The organism is Sutcliffiella horikoshii (genome assembly GCF_020524325.1).
Lineage (GTDB): Bacteria > Bacillota > Bacilli > Bacillales > Bacillaceae_I > Sutcliffiella_A > Sutcliffiella_A horikoshii_D.
In genome coordinates, this window is the sequence record NZ_JAIVKY010000002.1 from 557243 (window position 1) to 581453 (window position 24211).

At 40.5% G+C, this 24211-nt stretch carries 19 protein-coding genes and 1 other annotated feature; of the genes, 8 read left to right on the forward strand and 11 right to left on the reverse strand.

Features of this window, described 5'->3' with window-relative positions; translation table 11 throughout:
* Positions 1-66 precede the first annotated feature (66 nt).
* Complete coding sequence (gene brnQ / locus LC091_RS03990) at positions 67-1401, forward strand: branched-chain amino acid transport system II carrier protein (RefSeq protein WP_226680412.1); 1335 nt, start codon at positions 67-69, stop codon at positions 1399-1401.
* A 327-nt stretch (positions 1402-1728) separates the two neighbouring features.
* On the opposite strand, the gene LC091_RS03995 is transcribed toward brnQ, so the two are convergent.
* Together LC091_RS03995 and ezrA are read right to left on the reverse strand one after the other, a co-directional pair.
* Positions 1729-2034, reverse strand: coding sequence for a hypothetical protein (locus tag LC091_RS03995; RefSeq protein WP_226680415.1), 306 nt, complete (start codon positions 2032-2034; stop codon positions 1729-1731).
* 3 nt (positions 2035-2037) lie between these two features.
* Positions 2038-3729, reverse strand: a complete 1692-nt coding sequence (gene ezrA, locus LC091_RS04000; protein ID WP_226680418.1) for a septation ring formation regulator EzrA — start codon at positions 3727-3729, stop codon at positions 2038-2040.
* Positions 3730-3949: 220 nt separating this feature from the next.
* Between ezrA and hisJ the strand changes: the two genes are divergently transcribed.
* Entirely contained in the window at positions 3950-4753 is an 804-nt protein-coding gene (gene hisJ, locus LC091_RS04005) for a histidinol-phosphatase HisJ (RefSeq protein WP_226680420.1), read from the forward strand.
* A gap of 211 nt (positions 4754-4964) precedes the next feature.
* On the opposite strand, the gene refZ is transcribed toward hisJ, so the two are convergent.
* Positions 4965-5594, reverse strand: a complete 630-nt coding sequence (refZ, locus tag LC091_RS04010; RefSeq protein WP_226680423.1) for a forespore capture DNA-binding protein RefZ — start codon at positions 5592-5594, stop codon at positions 4965-4967.
* Positions 5595-5746: 152 nt separating this feature from the next.
* On the opposite strand from refZ, the gene LC091_RS04015 reads away from it, so the two are divergent.
* Positions 5747-6235: a GAF domain-containing protein gene (locus LC091_RS04015; RefSeq protein ID WP_226680516.1), complete on the forward strand. Its 489-nt coding sequence runs from the start codon at positions 5747-5749 to the stop codon at positions 6233-6235.
* A 433-nt stretch (positions 6236-6668) separates the two neighbouring features.
* On the opposite strand, the gene megL is transcribed toward LC091_RS04015, so the two are convergent.
* The 3 genes from megL to LC091_RS04030 form a co-directional block, all read right to left on the reverse strand.
* Positions 6669-7856 (reverse strand): methionine gamma-lyase, encoded by a 1188-nt coding sequence (gene megL, locus LC091_RS04020; RefSeq protein ID WP_226680425.1) that lies wholly within the window; start codon positions 7854-7856, stop codon positions 6669-6671.
* A gap of 585 nt (positions 7857-8441) precedes the next feature.
* Positions 8442-10229, reverse strand: coding sequence for a sensor domain-containing diguanylate cyclase (locus LC091_RS04025; RefSeq protein WP_226680426.1), 1788 nt, complete (start codon positions 10227-10229; stop codon positions 8442-8444).
* Positions 10230-10317: 88 nt separating this feature from the next.
* Positions 10318-10935, reverse strand: a complete 618-nt coding sequence (locus LC091_RS04030; protein ID WP_226680428.1) for a hypothetical protein — start codon at positions 10933-10935, stop codon at positions 10318-10320.
* A gap of 334 nt (positions 10936-11269) precedes the next feature.
* Here LC091_RS04030 and rpsD point away from each other — a divergent pair, with 334 nt between their 5' ends.
* The gene (gene rpsD / locus LC091_RS04035) at positions 11270-11872 is read left to right on the forward strand and encodes a 30S ribosomal protein S4 (RefSeq protein WP_226680430.1); all 603 of its coding nucleotides are present in this window, start codon (positions 11270-11272) and stop codon (positions 11870-11872) included.
* A 45-nt stretch (positions 11873-11917) separates the two neighbouring features.
* Here the strand turns inward: rpsD and LC091_RS04040 are convergent, their stop codons facing one another.
* The 3 genes from LC091_RS04040 to tyrS all read right to left on the reverse strand — a co-directional run bounded on the left by LC091_RS04040 (position 11918) and on the right by tyrS (position 14529).
* Positions 11918-12583 (reverse strand): GNAT family N-acetyltransferase, encoded by a 666-nt coding sequence (locus tag LC091_RS04040; protein ID WP_226680433.1) that lies wholly within the window; start codon positions 12581-12583, stop codon positions 11918-11920.
* Between the two features lie 488 nt (positions 12584-13071).
* Positions 13072-13194 (reverse strand): hypothetical protein, encoded by a 123-nt coding sequence (locus LC091_RS20325; protein WP_264179209.1) that lies wholly within the window; start codon positions 13192-13194, stop codon positions 13072-13074.
* Between the two features lie 75 nt (positions 13195-13269).
* Complete coding sequence (gene tyrS / locus LC091_RS04045) at positions 13270-14529, reverse strand: tyrosine--tRNA ligase (RefSeq protein ID WP_226680436.1); 1260 nt, start codon at positions 14527-14529, stop codon at positions 13270-13272.
* A gap of 228 nt (positions 14530-14757) precedes the next feature.
* Positions 14758-14990 (reverse strand) — a binding site (T-box leader).
* Positions 14991-15148: 158 nt separating this feature from the next.
* On the opposite strand from tyrS, the gene LC091_RS04050 reads away from it, so the two are divergent.
* Positions 15149-18097: a transglycosylase domain-containing protein gene (locus tag LC091_RS04050; RefSeq protein WP_226680437.1), complete on the forward strand. Its 2949-nt coding sequence runs from the start codon at positions 15149-15151 to the stop codon at positions 18095-18097.
* A gap of 58 nt (positions 18098-18155) precedes the next feature.
* Here the strand turns inward: LC091_RS04050 and LC091_RS04055 are convergent, their stop codons facing one another.
* Positions 18156-19379, reverse strand: a complete 1224-nt coding sequence (locus tag LC091_RS04055) for an MFS transporter (RefSeq protein ID WP_226680440.1) — start codon at positions 19377-19379, stop codon at positions 18156-18158.
* Positions 19380-19712: 333 nt separating this feature from the next.
* Positions 19713-21431, reverse strand: coding sequence for an acetate--CoA ligase (gene acsA / locus LC091_RS04060; protein ID WP_226680444.1), 1719 nt, complete (start codon positions 21429-21431; stop codon positions 19713-19715).
* 232 nt (positions 21432-21663) lie between these two features.
* On the opposite strand from acsA, the gene LC091_RS04065 reads away from it, so the two are divergent.
* Genes LC091_RS04065 through LC091_RS04075 form a run of 3 tightly spaced genes read left to right on the forward strand, consistent with a single transcriptional unit; the run spans position 21664 to position 24161 of the window.
* The gene (locus tag LC091_RS04065; RefSeq protein WP_226680446.1) at positions 21664-22296 is read left to right on the forward strand and encodes a GNAT family N-acetyltransferase; all 633 of its coding nucleotides are present in this window, start codon (positions 21664-21666) and stop codon (positions 22294-22296) included.
* A 45-nt stretch (positions 22297-22341) separates the two neighbouring features.
* Positions 22342-22986, forward strand: coding sequence for an acetoin utilization AcuB family protein (locus LC091_RS04070; RefSeq protein ID WP_226680449.1), 645 nt, complete (start codon positions 22342-22344; stop codon positions 22984-22986).
* Positions 22956-24161 (forward strand): acetoin utilization protein AcuC, encoded by a 1206-nt coding sequence (locus tag LC091_RS04075; RefSeq protein WP_319003634.1) that lies wholly within the window; start codon positions 22956-22958, stop codon positions 24159-24161. Before LC091_RS04070 ends, LC091_RS04075 begins: the two co-directional genes overlap by 31 nt.
* Positions 24162-24211: the final 50 nt, after the last annotated feature.

Here is a 24211-nt window from a genome sequence, read left to right on the forward strand (position 1 = left end):
AAATTTCATCAAAATTATGATAGGATGAAAACGTATTCATTTCATTTTCTCATCAGGAGGATTATTATGCGTAAAAACGTATATACAAATAAGGACATATTGGTATTAGGACTTATGCTTTTTGCCTTGTTTTTAGGTGCCGGGAATATGATATTCCCTCCATTACTTGGGCAAGCAGCTGGAGATAACGTTGGACTATCTGTAATAGGTTTCTTGATTACAGGAGTTGGCCTGCCACTACTTGGAGTAATGGCTATTGCTTACACAGGAGGCGACCTTCAAACTCTTGCTAATCGTGTACACCCAATTTTCGGAATTATTTTTACTATTATTATGTATTTAGCGATTGGGCCATTCTTTGGTATCCCGCGTACAGGTACTGTTGCCTTTGAAATAGGTGCAACACCTTTCTTGCCTGAATCGGTTAACCCACAAGGTTGGGCACTCTTTCTGTTTACGTTAGTATTCTTTGCTATTACGTATTATCTTGCATTAAATCCAGCAAAACTTGTGGATCGAATTGGGAAAATATTAACACCGATCTTGTTGGTTGTTATTGGTGTCCTTGTTGTAAAAAGTATCATAACCCCGATGGGTGCTATTGGTGCTCCAACAGAGGCCTACCAAAATTCACCTTTCTTCAAGGGCTTCCTTGAAGGCTATCTAACAATGGATACCATCGCAGCTTTAGTTTTCGGAATTGTTGTAATTTCTGCAATTAAGGATAAAGGTGTAACGGATAAAAAGACGATTACTTCTCTTTGTTTAAAAGCAGGATTTATTGCTGCGATAGGTCTTACCATTGTTTACGGTGGTTTATCCTATCTAGGAGCAACTAGTCTTGATGCAGTCGGAGCTGCAGGTAATGGCGGGCAGATATTATCTGGCGCAGCTACTTATCTGTTTGGATCAATTGGAGCAGTAATTTTAGGACTTGCCATTACGTTTGCTTGCTTAACGACATCTGTAGGACTTGTTTCTGCGACAAGTAAATTCTTTTCTAAAATTATGCCATCTGTTTCTTATAAAGTATTTGTTGCAATCTTATCTATCTTTAGTTTAGTAGTGTCAAATGTAGGCCTTGATCAATTGATTACGATTTCGTTGCCTGTGTTGATTATGATTTATCCATTAGCCATTGTACTGATTGTTCTTTCGTTCTATCGTTGGAGAAATGAGTCATTCGTGTATGGGTTTGCCTTACTATTCACAGGTATGGTAAGTTTCGTGGATGGATTGGCTATGGCAGGGATTAATATCACATTTTTACAGGATGTTTTCAGCATACTTCCTTTTTATAATGAAGGAGTAGGTTGGTTGGTACCCGCAGTGATCGGAGTAATTGTCGGACTGGTCGTTGGGGCAATAACAGCCAAGCAATCTAATGAAAGTATTGCTTAATATCTATATAAACAAAAGGCTTGGATATGACTATCCAAGCCTTTTGTTTTTAGATAAGAAAGTATAAAATACAGTTGATTTCCGTTCCAAGCGCTTCGCTTGCCTGCGGGGGGCCGTGAGCCACCTCAGGCTTCGCCTTCCGGGGTCTGACCTGTCCCTTCCTCCAGCAGGGGAAGTAGCGAAATTATTGAGACCCCGCAACGAAGTGAGGAGGCTCAAGGTCGCCCCGCGGAAAGCGCAGCCATTTGCGGAAAGTTACAGCGGCTATTAACCACTAACAAGTGTTTTAAGCAAAAAAAAGACCGGGCGGTTTTTGCCCGGTTTTTCTTATGGTTTATTTTTTTCTAATAGGGAAAGCAGTTGGTCGATGCCGATACGTTCATCCTGTATGTTCCACTCTTTGAGCATTTGTTGAGTGAGCCCGTCTTGTTGAATGTGTGAGATCGTAACTTTCTCTGCCTTATCTTGATCTACAGATGGAAGAGCGACTGTTTCTTCTTCCTGAGTAGGGGAAGAGACTTCAGGTTGTGCAGTCTCTTCTTTTTTTTCCTGAAAGGATGCGTAAAAACTGTACCATATAAAGGTCCCGCTTATGAGCAGGATAGCTACAAGGATACTTTGCGCATACTTCATTTGTTAACTTTCCTTTTCAAGTACTTTTTCTATTTTCTTTAAAACACCTGGTTCTACCTTTTCTAGCGAAGTAGCCGCTTCTTCTAGTGCATGCTTATATTCATAATTTCTAAATAACTGCTCTGCCTCTACTAAGCTTTCATGAATCGAAGGGTGTTTGCTTCGATATCTGTTTCCGTACTGTATGACACTTTCAGCCAAGTAGGCATGATCAAGGATTTCCAATGCTTCTTCATGGCATTTTTCAACACTTGTCACAGCTTCGTACAGTACCGTATTTACTTCCACGATATTTAATGGTTTTTCTTCCAATTTCCCTGTTACAGCTTTCAGCTGATCATTCGCCAAAGATAGCTCCTGATATACGCTTTTTGGCAACCCAGGTATATTACTTTTTTCTATAGAACGCTTCACTTCAAATAACATTTTTCTTAAAGAATTCAACTGCTCTCTTGCAGCCATTTCGTCTTTACGCAACGCCATCAAGCTTTCTGTATATTGTTGATGGATTTCCTGAAGAGAGTTGATTTGTTCACAGATATCCTCCAGCTCCTCTTTCAATATACTGAAGGCAATGGTCTGATCAAGAAGGTGACCACTGAGTTTCTCATAACGGTCATTGAGTGCGAGCATAGATTCTTCAATTTTCTGCTGCGTTTGAATATCTTCCTGTTGAAGCTGGTAGCTTTCCTGCACCACATAGGTTTCTTGCTTGGTCTTCTCACTAGCAGAAGATAAAGCAATGAGGATCGCTTCAACAGAAGGAAGTTCTTTTACGACATAATGTTTTGCCAAGACTTCTTTTTCAATCTGATCATATAGCTCATCCATTTCAGTTTTAATAAGCTCAATTCCTTCTTTTGCCTCTACAGCTTTCGTTTCCATGAGCAACTTCGTAGACTGCTTCAGTTTATCTTGAAGGCTAGCAATGCTTTTATCGAGGTTTACATGATCCAGGATGTATCCTTCTTCCAGCATCTCTTTATAGCCCGTTTCCACCTCGGCAAGTTGACTAGGAATGACAGACTGACATTCAATAAGAAGTCCTGGAATATATTCTAGTTTAATTTCAAAATCTGCTAATTCCTTTTCAATTTTCGCAATCAACTCTCTGGCAACTAGATAATCTCCATTGGATATAGATTGATTAAATTCTGCGAAAAGCTGTTGAATCTGTTCTAGTTCTTTCTCCAATAGAGGGGTTGTGCTTCCATACTGATGGCGCTGGTTCAGCAACTGCTTTTTAAAATCAGAAAATTTCCCTTCCAATTTTTCATTTTCCTCAGCACTTTTTGCTTGGCTAACGATCAGCTCATCTAACTCGTCGTAAATAGCCTTTATTTTCAATTCAATATCCTGAAGTTTACTGTCAGCTAACGACAAGACATCTTTTGCTTTTTTAAAACGATATTTATCAACGAAATCCTCTGCATCAAAGAGGTATTCTTCGATATTTACTAGTTCTGTCGATAAAATATTGTCCCATTGATAACGCCAGTTCTCAAAAAGTTGCTCTGTCTGACCAGTCATGTTCAAATCTTTCACTTTGGAAAGTTCTTCTGATACCGGTTTGTTCATAATCGACACTTTCCAATTTTCTAAGCGGTCCACTTCTTGATAAATTTTCTTTCTTCTTATAAAACTAATACTGATAAAAATAACTACTAGTGCTAAAATCCCAATAATATATTCCATACCTAGTCCCCTTCTACCCGGATGGTGGTTCCTGTCTTCTATGTACATTTTTCATCTTAATCAATGATTCATCTATGTATAAAAAAGCTAAATGGGTCCATATATATTCCACGCCCATTTTATTTATATTTCAATGTTTTTATGATACCATGTAAACGACATTTTTTGACCAATATTTTTAATTTTTTTACATATTTCTTCTAGTATCGGAGGGTTTTTCTTGATTATCGACAAACATGTCCATACCCCTTATTGTCCGCATGGTAGCACAGATACAATTGAAAAGTATATTAAACAAGCTTTACAACTAAAATACAAAGAAATTTCCTTTACAGAACATGCCCCACTACCGAAGTCTTTTATCGACCCAGCCCCTGACCGGGATAGTGCGATGGATTGGGTATGCATTCCTGCCTATATGGAAGAATTGAAGAAAATGAAATCCTATTACGCATCTGCCATAAAAATCAACATCGGACTGGAAATTGACTATATTGATGGGTATGAAAAAGAAACACGTGAAATTTTAGGAGAACTGGGACCGCTTTTGGATGACAGCATATTGTCTGTTCACTTTCTGAAAAAAGACGAGAAGTATTATTGCTTGGATTTCAGTGAAGAGGAGTTTGAGAGAATCATCGGGGTTTTCGGTGGCCTTCCAGCTGTTTATGAATCGTATTTCTCTACTCTCTTAACATCGATTAACTGTGACTTAGGCACATATAAACCGAAAAGAATCGGCCATATCACGCTGGTTGAAAAATTCAAAAAGCGCTTTCCACACACTAGACCCATCCAGGAATATACCGACCTTATCTTAGATGCCATCGCTTTAAAAGGGTACGAACTGGACTACAACGGTGCAGGATTTGTTAAACCTTTGTGTGGAGATTCCTATCCCCCACTATCCATTGCAAAGGAAGCAAAAAAAAGAAAAATCCCCCTCGTGTACGGATCCGACGCACACACAGCAAAGGGATTGGGCCAAGGCTATAAATGGATTAATAAAGAATTACTAAAATGAATTAGTAGGTAACCATGTTGATCTGAGCGGAAGGCGCGCAGACTTCTCGAAAATGCTAGCGCATTTTCTTCGTGCGATGTATCGCTGCCGAAGCCTTCCTTGTCCTGCGCGAGGAAGGGACAGGGGAGACCCCTGAAGCGTTGTGAGGAGGCTCCCGGACCGCCCGCGGAAAGCGAAGCGCCTGCAACGAAAATCAACAGTCAAACGAGATTTATAATGCAATTTTCTCCAGCTCCTCCTGCTCCACAAAAACAGACTGCTCCAACCACTGAACAATCACCTTCTCATACTGATCCACCGCAGACGTCTCATACGGCATAATATGCCAAACCTCCGCCAAATACTGCGACTGTAAAAAAGGCGTACTAATCATGCTCTTTAATTGCATCACAGCCATCAGTACAGAAGGAACATGAAACTCCTTCTTTTTATGCCCCTTCTCCAATATCGCTTTATAGTAATACTTCTCCTTCGTTAAATACGTAGACATGATTTCCCTGACAAGAATAGTGTCAAACGTAAGCTCCCTATAGACGTATCTTGCCAATTGACGATTCTCACGATGAAACTGCATGGACTTTTCCACACATTCCAACAGGCATTCCCTTGCAGTGTAAGTGGACATTTTTTTGTAGACTTTTTCTAATATAGACACGTATTGATCAAAAAAACTGGATAGAAGATGTTCTTGCAGACCTGCTTTATTATCAAAATAATAGGAGATGTGCCCCACGTTCACATTTGCCTTCTTGGCAAGTTCCCGTATAGAGGTTCCATCATACCCTTTTGTATTAAAAAGAATGATTGCAGCATCAATGATTCTTTGCTTTGTCTTTTCCATCTTTTTCACCCTTTCTGGTGATTTCGATTCTTAATTATTGATTTCGTGAAGATGAACGTATATCCTTTTATTAAATGTCGACAACTTCATTAGGTATTCTACTTTTGTTGTTGTTTTTCCACAATTAGTCACGAAAATGCGAGGGGATTATGATGTTTCAAGTCGAAAACTATAAAGGTACGAGGGAAGAAAATTACGAACTTGTACTAAAACAATTGCAAGCTCTCATTGCCGATGAGCCTAATTTCATTGCTAATCTTTCCAATGCGTCCGCTTTGTTAAATGTCTTTTTAACAGAAGTGAATTGGGTGGGGTTCTACTTAACAGATGAAACGAAACCAAACATGTTAGTTTTGGGACCATTTCAAGGCTTACCTGCATGTGTAAGAATTCCATTCGGGCGTGGTGTCTGCGGAACGGCTGCATCTTCCATGGAAACACAACTTGTAGCTGATGTGCATGCTTTCCCGGGTCATATCGCTTGTGATGCAGCGTCACAGTCAGAGATTGTTGTTCCTATGGTAGTTGATGGGAAGGTTATCGGGGTTCTTGATATTGACAGCCCAATTAAAGATCGTTTTGATGAGCTGGATAAAGTATATTTAGAGAAGTTTGTTTCTATTTTGCTTGCTGGTGCATGAGAAAAATCCAGTAAAAGAACATAAGTGAATAGTTAATAGCCGCTGTTCCTTTCCGCAAATGGCTTCGCTTTCCGCGGGACGGTGCTTGAGCCTCCTCACTTCGTTGCGGGGTCTCAAGCTACCGTTACTCCCCCGCTGGAGTCTACGCCATTTGCTCCAATCCACAGCTGAAAATAACGTATACTTATGTAATACCTTTTCAAAAACCCTTCAATACATGAAGTCACCTTGTTGATTGGAGTGGAAGGCGCGCAGACGCCCGCGGGAGGAAGGGACAGGTGAGACCCCGGAAGGCGAAGCCTGAGGAGGCTCACGGACCGCCCGCAGGCAAGCGAAGCTCCTGGAACGGAAATCAACAAACTTATATGCTTTCTTATTCTTTAAAAAAGCGTCTAACCCAAATACTCGGGTTAGACGTTTTTTTCTATGTTTCTTATAATCTATCTAATGCTTGTTTGAGGTCTTGCCAGATGTCTTCTTTGCCTTCTAGGCCGACGGAGAGGCGAAGTAGACTGTCTGTTATCCCCATCAGTTCTCGGTTTTCTTTTGGTACAACCGCATGCGTCATGGTAGCAGGATGTTGTATTAATGTTTCCGCATCCCCTAAACTTACTGCAATTTTTATCAGTTGCAATTCATTTAATAGCCTTTGCGCTTCTTCTTTTCCACCTTTAATGGTAAAAGAAATAAGCCCCCCGCCCTTTTTCATCTGTTTTTGCATGATAGAGTATGCTTCACTCTTCTTATCACCTGGATAAAAAACCTTCTTGACCATTGGGTGTGCCTCTAATTGTTCAAATACATATTCGGCATTATCACAATGGCGGTCCAAGCGGACATGCAACGTTTTCAGACCGCGAATCAGCAGCCACGCATCAAATGGAGACATGACGCCACCAATATCTTTTAAGGTCGTCATGGAAATCTCTGAAATCATCTCTTTAGAACCTACAATCAGGCCAGCAATTACATCTCCATGACCGCCGATGTATTTAGTCGCACTGTGGATGACAATATCACAACCAAGATCTAGTGGTTTCTGCAAGTAAGGAGAGCAGAATGTGTTATCTACGACTACCTTAATATTTTTCTCTTTAGCTATAGAAACAATAAGTTCCAAATCTATCAGTGCCATGGTTGGATTAATCGGTGTTTCCACATAGATGCAAGTCGTCTCCGGTTGGATGGCTTCTCTAATTTCCGATTCTGTCTGCATCGTACAAAAGCTGTGTGACACATTATATTTATCTTTCAATAATTGTAGTAAGCCAAAAGTACACCCGTAGATTCCTTGTGAACATAGGATGTGGTCGTTGCTTTTTGTTAATGCAATCAAAACAGCGGACACTGCTGCCATTCCTGATCCGAATGCAAGACCAGCCTCTCCGTTTTCAAGAGCTGCTATCCTCTCTTCCAGCATTTTCACCGTCGGGTTTCCAAGTCTCGAATAAATGTAGCCTTCTTCTTCCCCTGCAAACCTGTTTTCCCCTTGTTGTGCCGTTTGAAAGGAAAAAGTAGAAGTTTGAAAGATTGGCGGTGCCAAGCTTCCCTGATAAATGGAACTATCATATCCATGATGAATAACTTCCGTCTCAAACTGCTGTTTTTTCTGCTTATCCATAAAAAATGCTCCCTTCCAATTTCCCATCCATTACTAGCATATGGCAAACAACTGAAAAATGAAAGCGTTTTCTTTAACAGTGAATAAAATTAGTCATAAAATAAAAAAACGTGCAACGCTAAGCCCTTTTTAGTTACTGGGTTATGTTCCGCTGTTGATTTCCGCAAATGGCTTCGCTTTCCTAGGGGCGCTGCTGGAGCCTCCTCGGCTTTTGCCTTCGGGGTCTCCACCTAGCACTATCTCCCTCAGGAGTCTTCGCCTTTTGCTCCAATCAACAGCTCTAGATTACTAGAACGAAACGTTATTGCTTTTAAAGATAACTCAGGTATATACCATACCACTTCAAAAATCCTTAAGGTGAATGAAGTCATCTTGTTGATTGGAGTGGAAGGCGCGCAGACGCCCGCGGGAGGAAGGGACAGGTGAGACCCCTGAAGCGTTGTGAGGAGGCTCACGGACCGCCCGCAGGCAAGCGAAGCGCCTGAAACGGAACTCAACAGGATTTTTTACTTTCTTATCTTTAATAAAAAACCCTTCATCTGTGACAGGTGAAGGGCATTGTTAACGCACATTTAATTTCAATTATTAGCTTTTGACTTTTTTACTTGTTTCAGAAGCATCTTCAATACATAATTGGTCTTTCCCTTGGTCCTTCGCTTTATAAAGGGCATAGTCTGCTCTGTGAAAGAGATCCCTTGGCGAATCCTGTGTATTCTTATTCCAAAAGGAAATACCGCACGAAACCGTTACTCCCGGATCAGTCTCTTCCCTGATCTTATCTATGATTCTTATGACTATACTCTCACCTAAATTCAAATCTACTTTAGGTAAATATATGGCGAGCTCTTCTCCACCCCATCTTGCTCCGATATCGGTTTCTCTGATATTTGCTTTGATAATATTGGAGACCTGAATGAGGATTTTATCGCCTATTTGATGACCATATGTATCATTCACAATTTTAAAATCATCGATATCCAAAAGGATGAATGTACCGTAGGAGTCATTTTTCATCGATTTTTCAATTTTATCATCCAAATATTTTCGAGAATAAAGTTTTGTCAGATAATCTGTTATCACGTATTTCTCCAACTCTTCTCGTAACATGGAGTTGTTAAAAGCTAAAGTTGAATGGTGAATAAGCGACTGCAACAACTTAAATTGTTCAAAGCTGAAGAAATACGGCAAGGTATGTGTTACTACACAAGCCCCTCTCCCCCCATTCGGAATAAGCATGGGAATCACCATACAAGAGCAGAAAGGAAGGTCTGATAATCGTTTATGTACTCGAAGATCTCCGATAAAGAGCGGCTCTCCGTCAGAATATAAAAACTCTTTCATATGTGTAAGATACTCTTTCATATCGCTTTGCTGAAAGAATTCTGTTGAACCTGGCAAAATCTCCATGCCTTTTTCTTGATAAAAGACGAATGCCACTTCTTTTGCATCAAACGACTGAAGGATCTTTTTGACCATAAAAGAGGTCACTTCGGTCAGCCTTAAGTTCGTATTCAATTGATGGGATGTTTCATTGATTAGTTGTAAGTCTGTTATTACTTGCTTGGACTGCTCATAAAGTTGCGTATTCTCTAGCGCCGCTCCGGTGGCATCTGCAAGTAGTTTAATAAACTTAATTTCTGATTCAGGAAGTGTGGCAGCATCTAAAGAAATAATTTGCATGACACCATATACCCCTTGTCCACCTTTTATAGGAATATAGATATTTGCTCTTCTATCTTTAATGCAATTTTCATATTGAACCTCGCCAGTCACATAGGCATTCATGGCACAGATATTGTTATCATCAAAATCTAATTTTTTTATAGGCAAATGCTTTAGATCATCATTATCTGAAGTTAACAAGAGTAGATAAGAAAAGTCCTCATACATTCTTTGTAACAGTTTTATCACTTCAGATAAAATCGCGTCCACCTTCATGGCCGAGTGAAATTTTGAAGTGATGGTATACAGTTCTTCATATTGTTTTTCTTCATATCTTTTGTGTATGTATTGATTATAATGTTGAAATATAATTGAGAGTTCTTTAGACATTTGATTGAAGCTATCTAATGGAAGAGGTACAGGAGAAAGGAAATGCAGGTCAATTTTGCCGATTGCATATTCCTCATCAAAAAGAGGAATGACCACATTTTCCATGTTGCTACCTTCGCTTGAAGAAATAGTATAGGAAACTGCCTGTTCACAAATAAGAGATTCCTTTTGTGAAAGAAGGTTCTCTTCCAACGTTACAATTGCCTGCTCTGCTTGAAGTTCTTCTTTCAATAAATGCTGCAACTGAGTGAGAAAGGTAGTTTGTGTAAGATTGGAAGACGAAAGGAAAAAATCAAATATTCTGCTTTTAATTTCGAGCATTTTGTTATTGGATTCCATTTTTTTCACCTTTTATATTACTTATTACCTATATTATAACGGTAACAGGTAACAATTTCCTAGTATTATTTTACGGAACTAATAAAATCGTGTCTTTTTCAAACAAAACAAACCAAAGATCCTTCTGTTCAGATAGCCGAACGACAGATAATGGTTCTTCCTCCAGTTCCTTTTTTAGTACCGTACCATCTTCATTATGAATTTGTATTTCATACTGTTTAGAATCCACTTCATTTATATCTACTGAAAATGTTGGCTGTTCCTTGCTGATATTTTTTTCTTCCCTTTGTACTTGCTGCAGTTGTGAATCGTAATAAGTCCAGTTGTCGTCTGTCTTCAACCAAACTCCATCCGACACATTATCACGTTTTATATCGGTCGGCGCCCCTTCTACATCTACGGCGTGTTGAGTTTCAAAGCGATAGTTGTTTTGCACGTCTACCTTATAAATAATTAACAAAGGTTGATTTTCATGTTCCTTTATCATGGCTAACACTGGAGAGTGATGTTGTTGATTCATTTCTTGGAGAACGACAGCCATCTGTTTCAACTGATTCTTTTCTGGTTGAACAACGGCTTGCTCGTTGGTTGGAGTATATTGACTTACAAATAAATATAGCGTTACAGCAGCAATTGCTGAAATAATACTAAATCGGATCATTTTTTCCTTGCCTGTTTCTTTATACATCTTCATTCCACCTTGATATAATTCTGAAAAAATTATATCATAAACATCTACTATTTAATCCTATTTAATAGTCCACATTTTTCATGTCCCCAACCTTTTCTAAACTATCCTTGACTTCTTATCTATTTTTCCGATATAATAGCCTTTGTGTAAAATATTGCAGCCTATGTGGTATGCTATGTTGATTCATTTTGTTCCCCGTAACTTTTTTACGGAGGTGTATCGTGTAACTCTTTGCTGCAGAGCGAGGATACATGAAAACAAAATGGTCAAGTAGATGAGTCACATCTGTTATTATTTTACAACAAATAATAACACGAAGGAGGAGTCATTCATGGCTCGTTATACAGGTCCAAGTTGGAAACTCTCTCGCCGTCTAGGCATTTCATTAAGCGGTACAGGTAAAGAATTAGAAAAGCGTCCTTACGCACCAGGACAACACGGTCCAAACCAACGTAAAAAGCTTTCTGAGTACGGCTTACAATTACAAGAAAAACAAAAATTACGTCACATGTACGGCGTAAATGAGCGTCAATTCCGTAGCATTTTCGATGCTGCTGGTAAAATGCAAGGTAAACACGGTGAAAACTTCATGATTCTTTTAGAATCTCGTTTAGACAACCTAGTTTACCGTTTAGGTCTTGCTCGCACTCGTCGTGGAGCTCGTCAATTAGTTAACCACGGTCACATCACGGTTGATGGATCTCGCGTAGACATCCCATCTTTCCGCGTTAAGCCTGGTCAAGTAATCGCAGTTCGCGAAAAGTCTCGCAACCTAAGCTCTGTTAAGGAATCTGTAGAAGTAAACAACTTCGTACCAGAATACCTAACTTTCACTGCTGACGCTTTAGAAGGTACTTTCACTCGTTTACCTGAGCGCACTGAATTAGCTGCTGAAATCAATGAAGCACTAATCGTTGAGTTCTACTCTCGTTAATAGTGATGACCTAGAAAACAGGACGGAATTTTCCGTCCTGTTTTTTTATTGCTTAAAAGGATTTTTCCATTCCATCAAGGTGGCATGGTTGCGTGAGTCTTCGTCTTCAAGGTAGTTATGGACCACTTTTACAGGGGTTCGACCACAGTGTAAAAGGAAAGAAATGACGGGGTCTTTAATGTCACCGTTAACCACTTTTTTTAGATATCCTTCTGCTGACATTTCACTTTCATACTTATGATAGTGCGGCATTCTTCCCCCACCTAATAAGCGGTCCATTCCGTGTTGAATGACAACTTCATACATAGATTGCATCAACCACTTTCCAAGCCCAAGCTTCCGGTAGGTTGGACTGACACTGATGTCCACCACATACAATGTATTGCCATCGGGCACGTGGTTTCGGATGTAGCCATTATCTGTTATCTGTTCCCAGCTATGGTCATGATCACCTGGATTATAATTCACACGTAAGCCCGTCATGGATCCAGCAATTTTCCCGGCAATTTCTACACACAACGCCCCTTCAGGAAACAAACCAACATGATTTTTTAGCTGTTCCTCCTTCCACCACAACTCTGACGGAAACGGCGGCGGAAAACATTCCTGTTGTACGCGGATTAGTTGCGCAAAGTCCTTTTCCTGGTAGTTTCGGATCACAGCTTTTACCGGCTTGTCTTGATCAAACGCATAAACCTCTTTTCGGTACACTCCCCATCCCTCCTAAAAGTTCATATACATACAAATAAGTCTACCACCTATTAAGCTAGAGGGTGGAAAAAATGGTTGCTTTTTCACGTTAGCGACTACTGATATCTTCTCTATGAAGATTTCTCTTACTTTATTTTCACACCGCGGATGTCTTCATACACTCTATGAAGACGTCTCTCACTCCATTTTCACGTCACGGAGGTCTTCATAACTACTATGAAGACGTCTCCAACCCTTTTTCGCGTCGCGGATGTCTTCATACGCTCTATGAGGACGTCTCTCAACCCATTTTCACGTCACGGAGGTCTTCATAACTACTATGAAGACGTCTCCAACCCTTTTTTCGCGTCGCGGATGTCTTCATACCCTCTATGAGGACGTCTCTCAACCCATTTTCACGTCACGGAGGTCTTCATAACTACTATGAAGACGTCTCCAACCCTTTTTTCGCGTCGCGGAAGTCTTCATACCCTCTATGAGGACGTCTCTCAACCCATTTTCACGTCACGGAGGTCTTCATAACTACTATGAAGACGTCTCCAACCCTTTTTCGCGTCGCGGATGTCTTCATACCCTCTATGAAGACTTCTCTCCATCTTTTCTACCTTCATTGAAGTCTTTAGCAAGAAAGCTAATTTCCTATCACACAAAAAAAGACTGTCCAATCGGACAGCCCTCCAAAAAGATTAGTATTTAATAAGGAAGTATTTTTTCTTCCCTCTTCTTACAACAGTAAATTGCCCTTCAATGCGGTCGCTTTCACCTAACACGTAAGCAAGATCCTGAACCTTCTCCCCATTAATGGAGATAGCACCATTTGTAATATCCTCACGCGCTTGACGCTTAGAAGGTGCGATTTTACTTGCAACCAACAGTTCCACTAATGCTAACTGCTCATCATTTTCCACTGTAAAAGAAGGCACATCCGCAAAACCTTGTTTAATTTCATCAGCAGAAAGTTCAGAGATAGATCCGCTGAACAATGCTTTAGAAATCCGGATTGCCTGTTCTAAAGCAGCCTCACCGTGTACCAACTTCGTAACTTCTTCTGCAAGACGTTTATGTGCAGAACGTTTTTCCGGTGCTTCTTGCAGTTCTTTTTCAAGCTCCAAGATTTCTTCATGTGATAAGAAAGTAAAGAACTTCAAGTATTTCACAACGTCACGATCATCTGTATTGATCCAGAATTGGTAGAACTCGTATGGAGACGTCTTCTCGCGGTCTAACCAGATTGCACCGCCTTCTGTTTTACCAAATTTCGTGCCGTCCGCTTTTGTCACAAGAGGAATCGTCAGACCAAATGCTTTAGCATTTTCTTCCGATTTACGGATTAACTCCATCCCTGCAGTGATATTTCCCCACTGATCACTTCCACCAATTTGAAGCTTACAACCTTGACCTCTGTATAAATGCAAGAAGTCCAAAGATTGAAGAATCATGTAACTGAATTCCGTGTAAGAGATACCAGATTCAATGCGAGACTGAACGGAATCTTTTGCAAGCATGTAATTAAGACCAAAGTTCTTCCCAACATCACGAAGGAAAGAAATAACGTTCATTTCCCCGATCCAGTCATGGTTGTTGGCAATCACTGCTGGATTTTCTGTAGCTGTGAAATCCAAAAATTGAGATAGTTGCCCTTTGATTCGGTTGGACCACTCGACAACGATGTCAGATGTGTTCAAAGTACGTTCCGCTTTTTTACCACTTGGATCTCCGATTAATCCAGTTGCTCCACCTACCAACGCAATTGGATGGTGACCTGCCTGCTGGAATCTTCTCAATGTAAGAATCGGCAGCAAATGTCCGATATGCAAACTGTCCCCTGTTGGATCAAAACCAGAGTACAACTTCACCTTCTCCTCCGATAAAAGCTTTGTCAATCCCTCTTCATCTGTAACTTGATTCACTAACCCTCTAAACTGTAAATCCTCTAATAAACTCATGTCAGACACTCCTTTTATGGTTCTTAAGTAAATATAATTAATTGGATTTCGCAGCTGATGCTCGGAGCAAAAGGCGTAGACTCCAGCGGGAGAGTAGCGACAATGTTGAGACCCCGCAGGCTTGCCGAGGAGGCTCAAGGTTGCCCCGCGGAAAACGAAGCCGTTTGCGGAGAGCATCAGCGGTGTTAAGAAGTACCTAAACACAAAAAAACCCATCCCTCCTGTAAAAGAAGGGACGAGTTTATACGCGGTACCACCCTAATTGAAAAGCACAAAAAAATGCTTTCCCACTCAAAAATGTAACGGTTCTCACCGTCTCCTGCTACTAAGCCAAAAGCGCGGCCGTTCCCAAAAGATGCTCGAGGAGGTAATTCATTCAAATAGGTGTACTGATTCTCACCAACCATCAGCTCTCTTTAAGCATGCCTATTTGTACTACTTATTCCTGTCTTAGCACATTCTATAACTAATCAAAAATTTATATAAAGTCTTTTTACCATAAAAAAGAGTATCATGTCAATAAAAAAATAAAGAAAATTTTGGAAGAAAACAAAAAGTTTGTCGCTATAAAACTTCAATATGCTATAATTAGTATGATTTGCCGGGGGGTAGATAAAATATGTCAAACTACGACAAGTTCAAAGAAAAAACACAGACCTTTTTTCAATTTTTCATAAATAATAAGACGAAAAAAGGCGCCAACATTACATATTTAGTAGTGTGGAATCTCATTCTTGTTTTTCTCGTTATCGGAGTGATCGGTGCATCATTCGCTGGCGGTGCAGGTGCAGGTTATTTCGCAGCACTCGTCAAAGAAGAGCCAGTTCGTTCATACGAAGATTTGAGAAAAAACATTTACAACTACGAAGAATCTACAGAAATGTATTTTGCAAACGACGTCTATTTAGGAAAATATCGTGCAGATCTACTTCGTGAAGAAGTGTCCCTAGATAACGTATCGGAGCATTTAATTAACGCACTTGTTTCAACAGAAGATGAATACTTCTATGAACATGAAGGGGTCGTACCAAAAGCGATTCTCCGGGCCGTTGTTCAGGAAGTAACAAATTCCGCCAATCAAACTGGTGGTAGTACGTTAACTCAACAGTTAATCAAGAATCAAATTTTAACAAATGATGTTTCTTTTGACCGAAAAGCAAAGGAAATTCTCCTTGCTCTTCGATTAGAGAACTACTTCTCTAAAGAAGAAATACTTGAAGCCTACCTTAATGTATCTCCTTTTGGTAGAGATTCAAACGGTAGAAATATTGCCGGAGCTCAAACTGCAGCAGAGGGAATCTTCGGAGTGGATATCAGCAAATTATCTATTCCACAAGCTGCCTTTATAGCCGGGCTTCCACAAAGTCCTTTTGCCTATACACCTTTTACTCGTGCAGCGGAAGTGAAATCTCCTGAAGGACTTGAACCAGGTCTTGATAGAATGCGATATGTCCTTCACCGCATGCATGAAATGGGACATATCGATGAGAAAGAGTATGAAGAAGCTCTTGCTTATGACATCACAAAAGACTTAGCAGAGCCTACTAGCAGTGCCATTGAAGAATACCCATATGTTGCATTCGAAATCGAAGAACGCGCACAAGAAATTATCGCAGAGCAACTGGCACTAAATGATGGTTATGAAAAAGAAGAATTGGATAACAACGATCAATTACTTGGAGAATATTTACAGCTAGCGGATACTACGCTCAGACAAAAAGGCTATGTTATTAAGACAACGATAGATAAAGATATCTATTCGAAAATGAGACAGATTACACAGGAATTTCCTTATTTCAATGAAACAAAGGTATATTCTTATGAAGAAGAGACTGACCCTGATACAGGAAAATTGGTAGCAAAAAATGCTGAGCAAGTTGGAGCCTTGTTGATGAACAACAAAACTGGAGCAATCATTAGTTTTGTAGGTGGAAGAGATTTCAAGATCAAAGACTTGAACTTCGCTACTAACACTTGGCGTCATAATGGATCTACTATGAAACCGTTACTTGGATATGCACCTGCATATGAAATGGGGACTCTGCAACCGGGTAGCATACTTGCTGATACACCGTTAACTGTGAACCTACCAGGACAAGATCCTTGGTCACCTAACAACTGGAATAACCAATTCAACGGTCTTCAAACCGTTCGTCAATCAGTGGCACTATCCCATAACTTAGCCGCTATTCGCGGATATATGGAAATTCTGCCTCAACGTCCGATGGAATACCTTTTTAAACAAAACTTTACAAAATTAACTGAAGGCGATGCCGCAAACATTTCGGCAGTTCTCGGTTCACCATCTGTCGGGGTTAGCGTAGAAGAAAATACTGCAGGCTACGTTACATTCGCAAATGGTGGTAATTACGTTGAACCATACTTGATTGAAAGTATCAAAACAAAAGATGGGGAAATCATCTATGAGCATAAAGTGGAACCTAAAGAAATTTATTCTCCACAAACAGCTTATTTAATGATAGATACTATGCGTGATACTTTTAGAAGAGGTACTGCAAACGTAGCCAGAGACCATATACAATTCAGTTCTGATTGGGCTGGAAAGACCGGTACCACTCAGGATACACATGATATCTGGATGATGGGCTCAAATCCAAACATTACATTCGGGCTTTGGATGGGTTATGACGAGAGACATGTATTAAGGGCAAACAGTGGTAGAACACCTACCCAAAGAAGCCAAATACTCTGGGCTCAATTATTAAACGGTGCCTACGACATAAATCCTGAACTAATTGGTCCATCTGGACAGTTCCAAATGCCAGGAGGAATTGTTCGCCGCAGCTATTGTAAACTGTCAGGATTGCTGCCATCCGACCTTTGTCAAAAAGCAGGTCTTGTTGGAGAAGATCTTTTCAATGCAAAATATGCACCAACAAAAGTGGATGATAGTTTAACAACAGGCAAATATGTTCGAATTGGTGATGTTGCCTATGCACCGTTAAGTTCAACACCTTCTGAATTTGTAAAAGAAGGACCTATGATTAAACCTGACTTCCTAAAAAAGCTTCAACTTGATAGCTTGGAAGAACTCGCTAAGTACATGAAGGATAAAAGCATCTTTGATGGATTAACGGTACTTTCTGAGGATCCTCTTCCAGCAAACGGTGCAGCACCAAAACAAGTTGGTGGTGTAAACGTATCTGGTTCCACTTTATCGTGGTCAGCTAGCTCAGAAAGAGACGTAATCGGATATTACGTCTACTATAAAGCCAACAGCTCGAGTTCCGCTCGAAAAATTGCATCCGTGCAAGCTGGTGATAACATGAGTACCAAAATCTCTCAAAAATCCGGTTTCTTCTATGTAACAGCAGTTAATGCTAGTGGAAAAGAATCATCTCCATCAAGCTCAGCAAAACTTGGAGATCCGGATAAAAAAGAAGAACCAAAACCTAAGCCAAAACCTAAGCCAAAGCCAGATCCTAAACCACCTTCCAATGGTGGAGGAGATGGAGACGGCGGTGGAAACGATGGTGGAGGTAATGACGGCGACGATAACTCTACAGATCCACCACCAGATGATAGTGGAGACGACGGGGAAGATTGATTATCTTCCTTAAACCACGTAAAAGGCACTTGACCCTCGGGGCAAGTGCCTTTTCCATTTACATCAATGCTTCTGCTTGCTTCTTTTTACTACTCCATATGCTTGCTACAATAAGGACCACAATGGAAGTGGTAATAAGCGTCCCATGCAATATCCAAACCATTTGTGGCAACGTAAGAGCCTTTAACAGGATTGGGGCAACGATAAATCCAAGTGCAAAACCTAATGATTTCAGCAACATCCCCACCGCAAAAACTCTTCCTCTAATATAATTATCCGACTTCTGAAGTATGCTCGCATGTAAAGTGGTAAAACAAGCATCAAATATGCCTGTTAAAAATGCAAAAAATAAGACAATGCTAACAAAAGTATTTGATAAAAAGATAATAAAGCCAAGTGACATGAACATGGCCGATAAGAAAAATACGGAATAGATTTTTTCACTTCTAATGATTTTAAGTTTTGGTATGGTGTAGGTCGCAAGGACGGAACCTATCCCCCAAACTCCCCAGATCATTCCGTAATAAAAGCTTTGACGTTCCCCATCAATCTGTTCAGCCAATAAAGGAATTCCTAAATTATGTGAACTGCCTGCAAAAGAACCAACCAGGAATACTACATTAATCATTAGAAGCATTGGGGCTAATTTCAGGTAACTATAAACTTCTTTTGTATCTGTTAAAACGGACAAAATATTATTTCTAAATCCGCTGACTAGTTCTTTGTTTTTCTTAGCTGCCATAGTATCCCATTTCATTCTCCAAAGCACTAAACCAGATAACAAGTATGTACCTGCATCAATCATCAAGGTATATTTATATCCTAATATTTCTGTAATAACCCCTGCCCCAATAAATCCAGTGACAAGGCTGATGGATGTCAATCTCGCAATAAGCGAATTCGTTTCAATGATTTTATCCTGGCCGAATATTTGCGGAACCTCCGCACTAAAACTAACCATAAAAAAGCTATTAATAAAACCGATTAAACCGGATACCACAAGAATCATGATTGGTTCTGGAAAAGGTATCAATAATAGAATGAGCCCCGCTCTTAGGATATCCGTCATAAGCATGATGGTTTTTCTATCCCATTTATCTGCCGCAACCCCACTCACTAAACTTGCCAGGACACCCCCCATTGTTCTAGCTGCCATCGTTGCAGCCAACCAGACAGGGCTCCCCGTTGCTGCATAAACCACTACATTTAATACAATCAAGTCCATAAAAGAACCAAAGTCAGATAATGCTTTTGTGTATAAAAATAATTTATGTTTCCCCATTGCGTTTTCCCCTATTCTCTATGTTCTGTATCTATAGTACTCTTGTTGGGCTTTATTTCGCAATACGAAATTTCAGAAAATTGTATATTTCCTTGTTTTATCATTTATAGAGGGAGCTTCTACCACTTTTAATTGCGACTTTCTAGCTCGAGTGAGATTACCTTCTACAACTTATACGCAACCTTCTACCTTTTCCAGTCTACCTTCTACAATTTTCACGCAACCTTCTACCTTTCAACAATTCGACAACACCTCTCACAAAAAAATTTCCCAAAACAAAAAACAACAACCCACCACAAAAGCGGCAGGCTGTTGTTTTCCATGCAAAACTTATCAATCTTCCATCGTAGACAAATCACCAGTAGGCAGATCCAGCTCCCACGCTTTTAACACGCGACGCATAATCTTCCCGCTACGAGTCTTCGGAAGTTTGTCACGGAATTCGATTTCACGAGGTGCAGCATGTGCTGCAAGTCCACGTTTAACGAATTGACGAATTTCTTCTTTTAGTTCGTCACTTGCTGTGTGACCATCACGTAGCGCTACAAAAGCTTTAATGATTTCACCGCGCACCGGGTCCGGCTTCCCAATAACTCCGGCCTCTGCAACAGCAGGGTGCTCCACAAGCTTACTTTCTACTTCAAACGGGCCGACCCTTTCACCTGATGTCATAATTACATCATCGATGCGGCCTTGGAACCAGAAGTAGCCTTCTTCATCCATATAAGCCGAATCACCGGAAACATACCAGTCACCTGGCATGAAGTAGGACTCATACTTTTCTTTGTTATTCCAGATTGTGTGCATCATGGACGGCCAGCCTTTTTTGATGGCAAGGTTACCCATGCGATATGGCGGAAGTTCGTTTCCTTGATCGTCTACAATTGCTGCCTCTACTCCCGGAATCGGTTTGCCCATGGAGCCCGGCTTGATTTCCATTGCTGGATAGTTACAAATCAATTGTGCTCCTGTCTCCGTCATCCACCATGTATCATGGACACGTAGATTGAACACTTTCACTCCCCAACGGATTACTTCTGGGTTTAATGGCTCCCCAACACTCAAGATATGACGAAGTGAAGATAGATCATACTTTTTCACCACTTCATCCCCAGCTCCCATCAACATACGAAATGCTGTTGGTGCACTGTACCATACAGATACGCCATAATCTTCGATGGTCTCATACCATGCTTCTGGTCTGAAACGACCGCCAACGATGACATTGGAAGCTCCGACAAGCCAAGGACCGAATATACCGTATGCTGTTCCTGTTACCCAACCTGGGTCAGCGGTGCACCAGTACACATCTTCTTCCTTAAGATCCAATACCCACTTAGCTGTTTGATAGTGCTGAACCATGGCATTATGGACATGTAGCACTCCCTTTGGCTTGCCAGTGGATCCACTTGTATAATGAAGCACCAAGCCGTCTGTCTTTTCCACCCATTCCACTTGAAGCTTTCTGCTTGCTTCTTTCATACGGGAGTTGAAATCGATGAAAGGCCCTTCCTCTTTCACATTTTCCCCTACGAGTACAACATGCTTTAATGCAGGCAAGTCATCCAGCGGTATACGATTAAGCAATTCAGGTGTAGTAATGATGACTTTTGCTTCACTGTCCTCTAGGCGGTCTTTAACAGCGCCTTCCATGAATGCTTCAAACAATGGTCCGACAATTGCGCCAAGTTTGATCGCTCCAAGTGCTGCAAAATATAATTCCGGTGAACGCGGCATAAAGATAAATACACGGTCTCCCTTTTCCACATCGCAAGTTTGTTTTAAAATATTACCTGCTTTGTTGGACATATCTTTCATTTCCTTGAACGTATACTTTTCATCACGTTCTGGATCACGGTAATATAATGCTACTTTATTTTTTCGTGCTGATTCTGCGTGACGGTCAATGGCTTCATGCGCAACATTCACTCTTCCTGTTTCGGAATAACTGAAGTTCTTTTCTACCTCTGCCCAGTCAAAATTTCGGTAGGTTTGTTCATAGTCTTCTAGATTGTAGTTCCCCTTCGTTACTGGTAACGCTTCCACTTTCATCCACAAACACCCCTTATGTATATTTCTACAGTTCTATTATAGTACAGATAGAATTTTTTCTCAATTTTTTAAAAATTAATAGTATTACATGAATAATTTTGTTTTTTCTAGTAGACTAGAGGTGTAAGTGTTGTGAAAGCGTTTTAATTCACTTGTGTTTTTCTAGTAAAATGAGAAAATATAGCTAGAAGATTACTAATATTCTTGTAGGTAAAAGTAGGTGGAGAGTTAGATGGAACACAGAAAAACGTATAATGCTAAGGAAATTAGGACGAAAAATAGCCGCTTAATCATTGAAGGGCCTGTAACTCCAGAGAAACTAGCAAGCTATGAGTTTCATAAAGACCTTGTTGCATTTAGACCTCCGGAACAACAGCGTAAGGCCTTAATTGAAATTGCAGGCCTTCCAGAGGGAAGAATCATCATCGCAAGAACCCACGATACAATCGTTGGTTATGTTACCTATCTTTATCCTGATCCGATGGAAAGATGGTCGGAGGGGAAAATGGGAAACCTTATTGAACTTGGCGCCATTGAAGTTGTACCGGAAGTTCGCGGCAGTTCGGTTGGCAAATCCCTGCTTCAAGTTTCCATGATGGATGACATGATGGAAAACTATATTGTGATAACAACAGAATATTACTGGCATTGGGACCTAAAAGGCACAGGACTTAATGTTTGGGAGTATAGAAAGATAATGGAGAAAATGATGAATGCCGGGGGGTTGGAATACTATGCAACCGATGATCCGGAAATCAGTTCCCACCCTGCAAACTGTCTGATGGCCAGAATCGGCAAAAACATTGACCAGGAATCTGTACAAAAATTTGATCAACTTCGCTTTCACAACCGCTTTATGTACTAGCATATGATGTCTTATACGTAACTTGTTTTACAAGGAGGAAAGACCATGATTGTAGAAAGAATTATGAAGAAGAATGTCCATACCTTACTGCCAACAGATACGGTGGAACAAGCGCTTCTTCTTATGGAAGAAAAGAATATCCGACACATTCCCATTGTAAACAACATGATGCAGCTAGTCGGAATTATTTCTGATAGAGATGTACGAAACGGATTGCAGGCAGCATTATATGGAAACAGTGCCCAAGAGGACCTGAAACAGCCTCTAACCAAAGTAATGAAAACAAATCTATTAACAGGACACCCTCTAGATTTTGTAGAGGAGGTTGCTGCGACTTTTTATGAATATAAGATTGGTTGCCTCCCGATTGTACAGAACTCCAAACTTGTAGGAATTGTTACAGAAACGGATCTTCTCTATACATTTGTACAATTAACAGGAGCAAACCAGCCTGCCTCACAATTTGAAGTGAAAGTCGAAAATATTTCTGGCAAGCTTGCGGAAGTGACTTCTATATTAAAAAAACGGAAATTAAATATACTTAGTGTGCTCGTCTACCCTCATCAAGATGAGCAGTTTAAAATTCTTGTCTTCCGGGTTCAAACGATGAATCCTACAAGCGTCATTCATGACCTGCAGGATGAAGGTTATGAAGTGCTATGGCCAAATTTGCCGGGTGTGACCTCATGAAGAAAGCAATTTTTGTGTATTCGGATGATTTCCAGACCTATAAGTTCAGTGAAAACCATCCATTCAATCAACTAAGAGTCAAACTCACTTATGATTTGCTTCAAAAGAGCAGTCTACTTTCTGCTCAAGATATTGTTCCACCGAGAATGGCTACTGATGAGGAATTAGCGCTCATTCATGATCCGCGCTATATTGAGGCTGTTAAATTGGCTGGAAAAGGGTTATTGCCGAAAGAAAAAGCAAACAACTACGGTCTTGGGACAGAAGATACGCCTATTTTTCCTAATATGCACGAAGCAAGTGCCCTGCTCGTCGGTGGAACATTAACAGCTGTTGATCAAGTGATGACAGGAAAATCCGAACATGCCCTAAATCTTGGTGGGGGCTTGCATCATGGTTTCAGGGGAAAGGCATCTGGATTTTGTATTTATAACGACACTGCTGTGGCAATTAAATATCTTCAAGAAAAGTATGGTGCACGGGTTCTATATGTAGATACGGATGCCCATCATGGCGACGGTGTTCAGTGGGCTTTTTATGAAGATCCAAACGTCTGTACGCTATCTATACATGAAACAGGGAGGTATTTATTCCCTGGGACAGGCAATGTCAATGAGCGGGGTCAAGGAGATGGATATGGGTATTCTTTCAACATTCCAATCGATGCCTTTACAGAAGATGAATCTTTCTTGGAGGTTTATGAACAGTCCCTTACAGAAGTGGCCAATTTCTTTAAACCCGATGTCATTTTGACACAAAATGGTGCTGACGCTCATTATTATGATCCTCTAACCCATCTGTCCACTTCTATTAAGGTGTACAGAGAGATTCCGAAGCTTGCTCATAAAATTGCCCATCAATATTGTAAAGGGCGATGGATCGGTGTTGGTGGGGGAGGATATGATATTTGGAGAGTCGTTCCACGGGCATGGTCTCATGTTTGGCTAGAAATGATGGAAACGAACAATGTGCATGGTTCATTATCAGAAGATTGGATAAACGAGTGGAAAGACAAGGCGCCTGTAGAATTGCCTGCTGCATGGGAAGACCAGCCAGATTTATATAAACCCATTCCACGAAAACAAGAAATTACGGAGAAAAATAAACAGCTCCTCTCAAAAGCTCTATACCCTATAAGCCATCTGCGGACTGATAATAATTCACAGATTGGCTAAAGAAAAACCAGCACTACGCCGATTAGCGTGAAGAGCTGGTTTTTCACATG

Excerpts from the sequence above, each read along its gene's own strand:
- LC091_RS04030 (WP_226680428.1), bottom strand. The coding sequence starts at position 10,935 with ATGTATAAAGAAACAGGCAAGGAAAAAATGATCCGATTTAGTATTATT.
- tyrS (WP_226680436.1), bottom strand. The coding sequence starts at position 14,529 with ATGAGTTTATTAGAGGATTTACAGTTTAGAGGGTTAGTGAATCAAGTT.
- rpsD (WP_226680430.1), top strand. The coding sequence starts at position 11,270 with ATGGCTCGTTATACAGGTCCAAGTTGGAAACTCTCTCGCCGTCTAGGC.
- refZ (WP_226680423.1), bottom strand. The coding sequence starts at position 5,594 with ATGGAAAAGACAAAGCAAAGAATCATTGATGCTGCAATCATTCTTTTT.
- brnQ (WP_226680412.1), top strand. The coding sequence starts at position 67 with ATGCGTAAAAACGTATATACAAATAAGGACATATTGGTATTAGGACTT.
- LC091_RS04025 (WP_226680426.1), bottom strand. The coding sequence starts at position 10,229 with ATGCTCGAAATTAAAAGCAGAATATTTGATTTTTTCCTTTCGTCTTCC.
- LC091_RS03995 (WP_226680415.1), bottom strand. The coding sequence starts at position 2,034 with ATGAAGTATGCGCAAAGTATCCTTGTAGCTATCCTGCTCATAAGCGGG.
- LC091_RS04070 (WP_226680449.1), top strand. The coding sequence starts at position 22,342 with ATGATTGTAGAAAGAATTATGAAGAAGAATGTCCATACCTTACTGCCA.
- LC091_RS04075 (WP_319003634.1), top strand. The coding sequence starts at position 22,956 with ATGGCCAAATTTGCCGGGTGTGACCTCATGAAGAAAGCAATTTTTGTG.
- acsA (WP_226680444.1), bottom strand. The coding sequence starts at position 21,431 with ATGAAAGTGGAAGCGTTACCAGTAACGAAGGGGAACTACAATCTAGAA.
- megL (WP_226680425.1), bottom strand. The coding sequence starts at position 7,856 with ATGGATAAGCAGAAAAAACAGCAGTTTGAGACGGAAGTTATTCATCAT.
- LC091_RS20325 (WP_264179209.1), bottom strand. The coding sequence starts at position 13,194 with ATGAAGGTAGAAAAGATGGAGAGAAGTCTTCATAGAGGGTATGAAGAC.
- LC091_RS04015 (WP_226680516.1), top strand. The coding sequence starts at position 5,747 with ATGTTTCAAGTCGAAAACTATAAAGGTACGAGGGAAGAAAATTACGAA.
- ezrA (WP_226680418.1), bottom strand. The coding sequence starts at position 3,729 with ATGGAATATATTATTGGGATTTTAGCACTAGTAGTTATTTTTATCAGT.
- LC091_RS04065 (WP_226680446.1), top strand. The coding sequence starts at position 21,664 with ATGGAACACAGAAAAACGTATAATGCTAAGGAAATTAGGACGAAAAAT.
- LC091_RS04055 (WP_226680440.1), bottom strand. The coding sequence starts at position 19,379 with ATGGGGAAACATAAATTATTTTTATACACAAAAGCATTATCTGACTTT.
- LC091_RS04050 (WP_226680437.1), top strand. The coding sequence starts at position 15,149 with ATGTCAAACTACGACAAGTTCAAAGAAAAAACACAGACCTTTTTTCAA.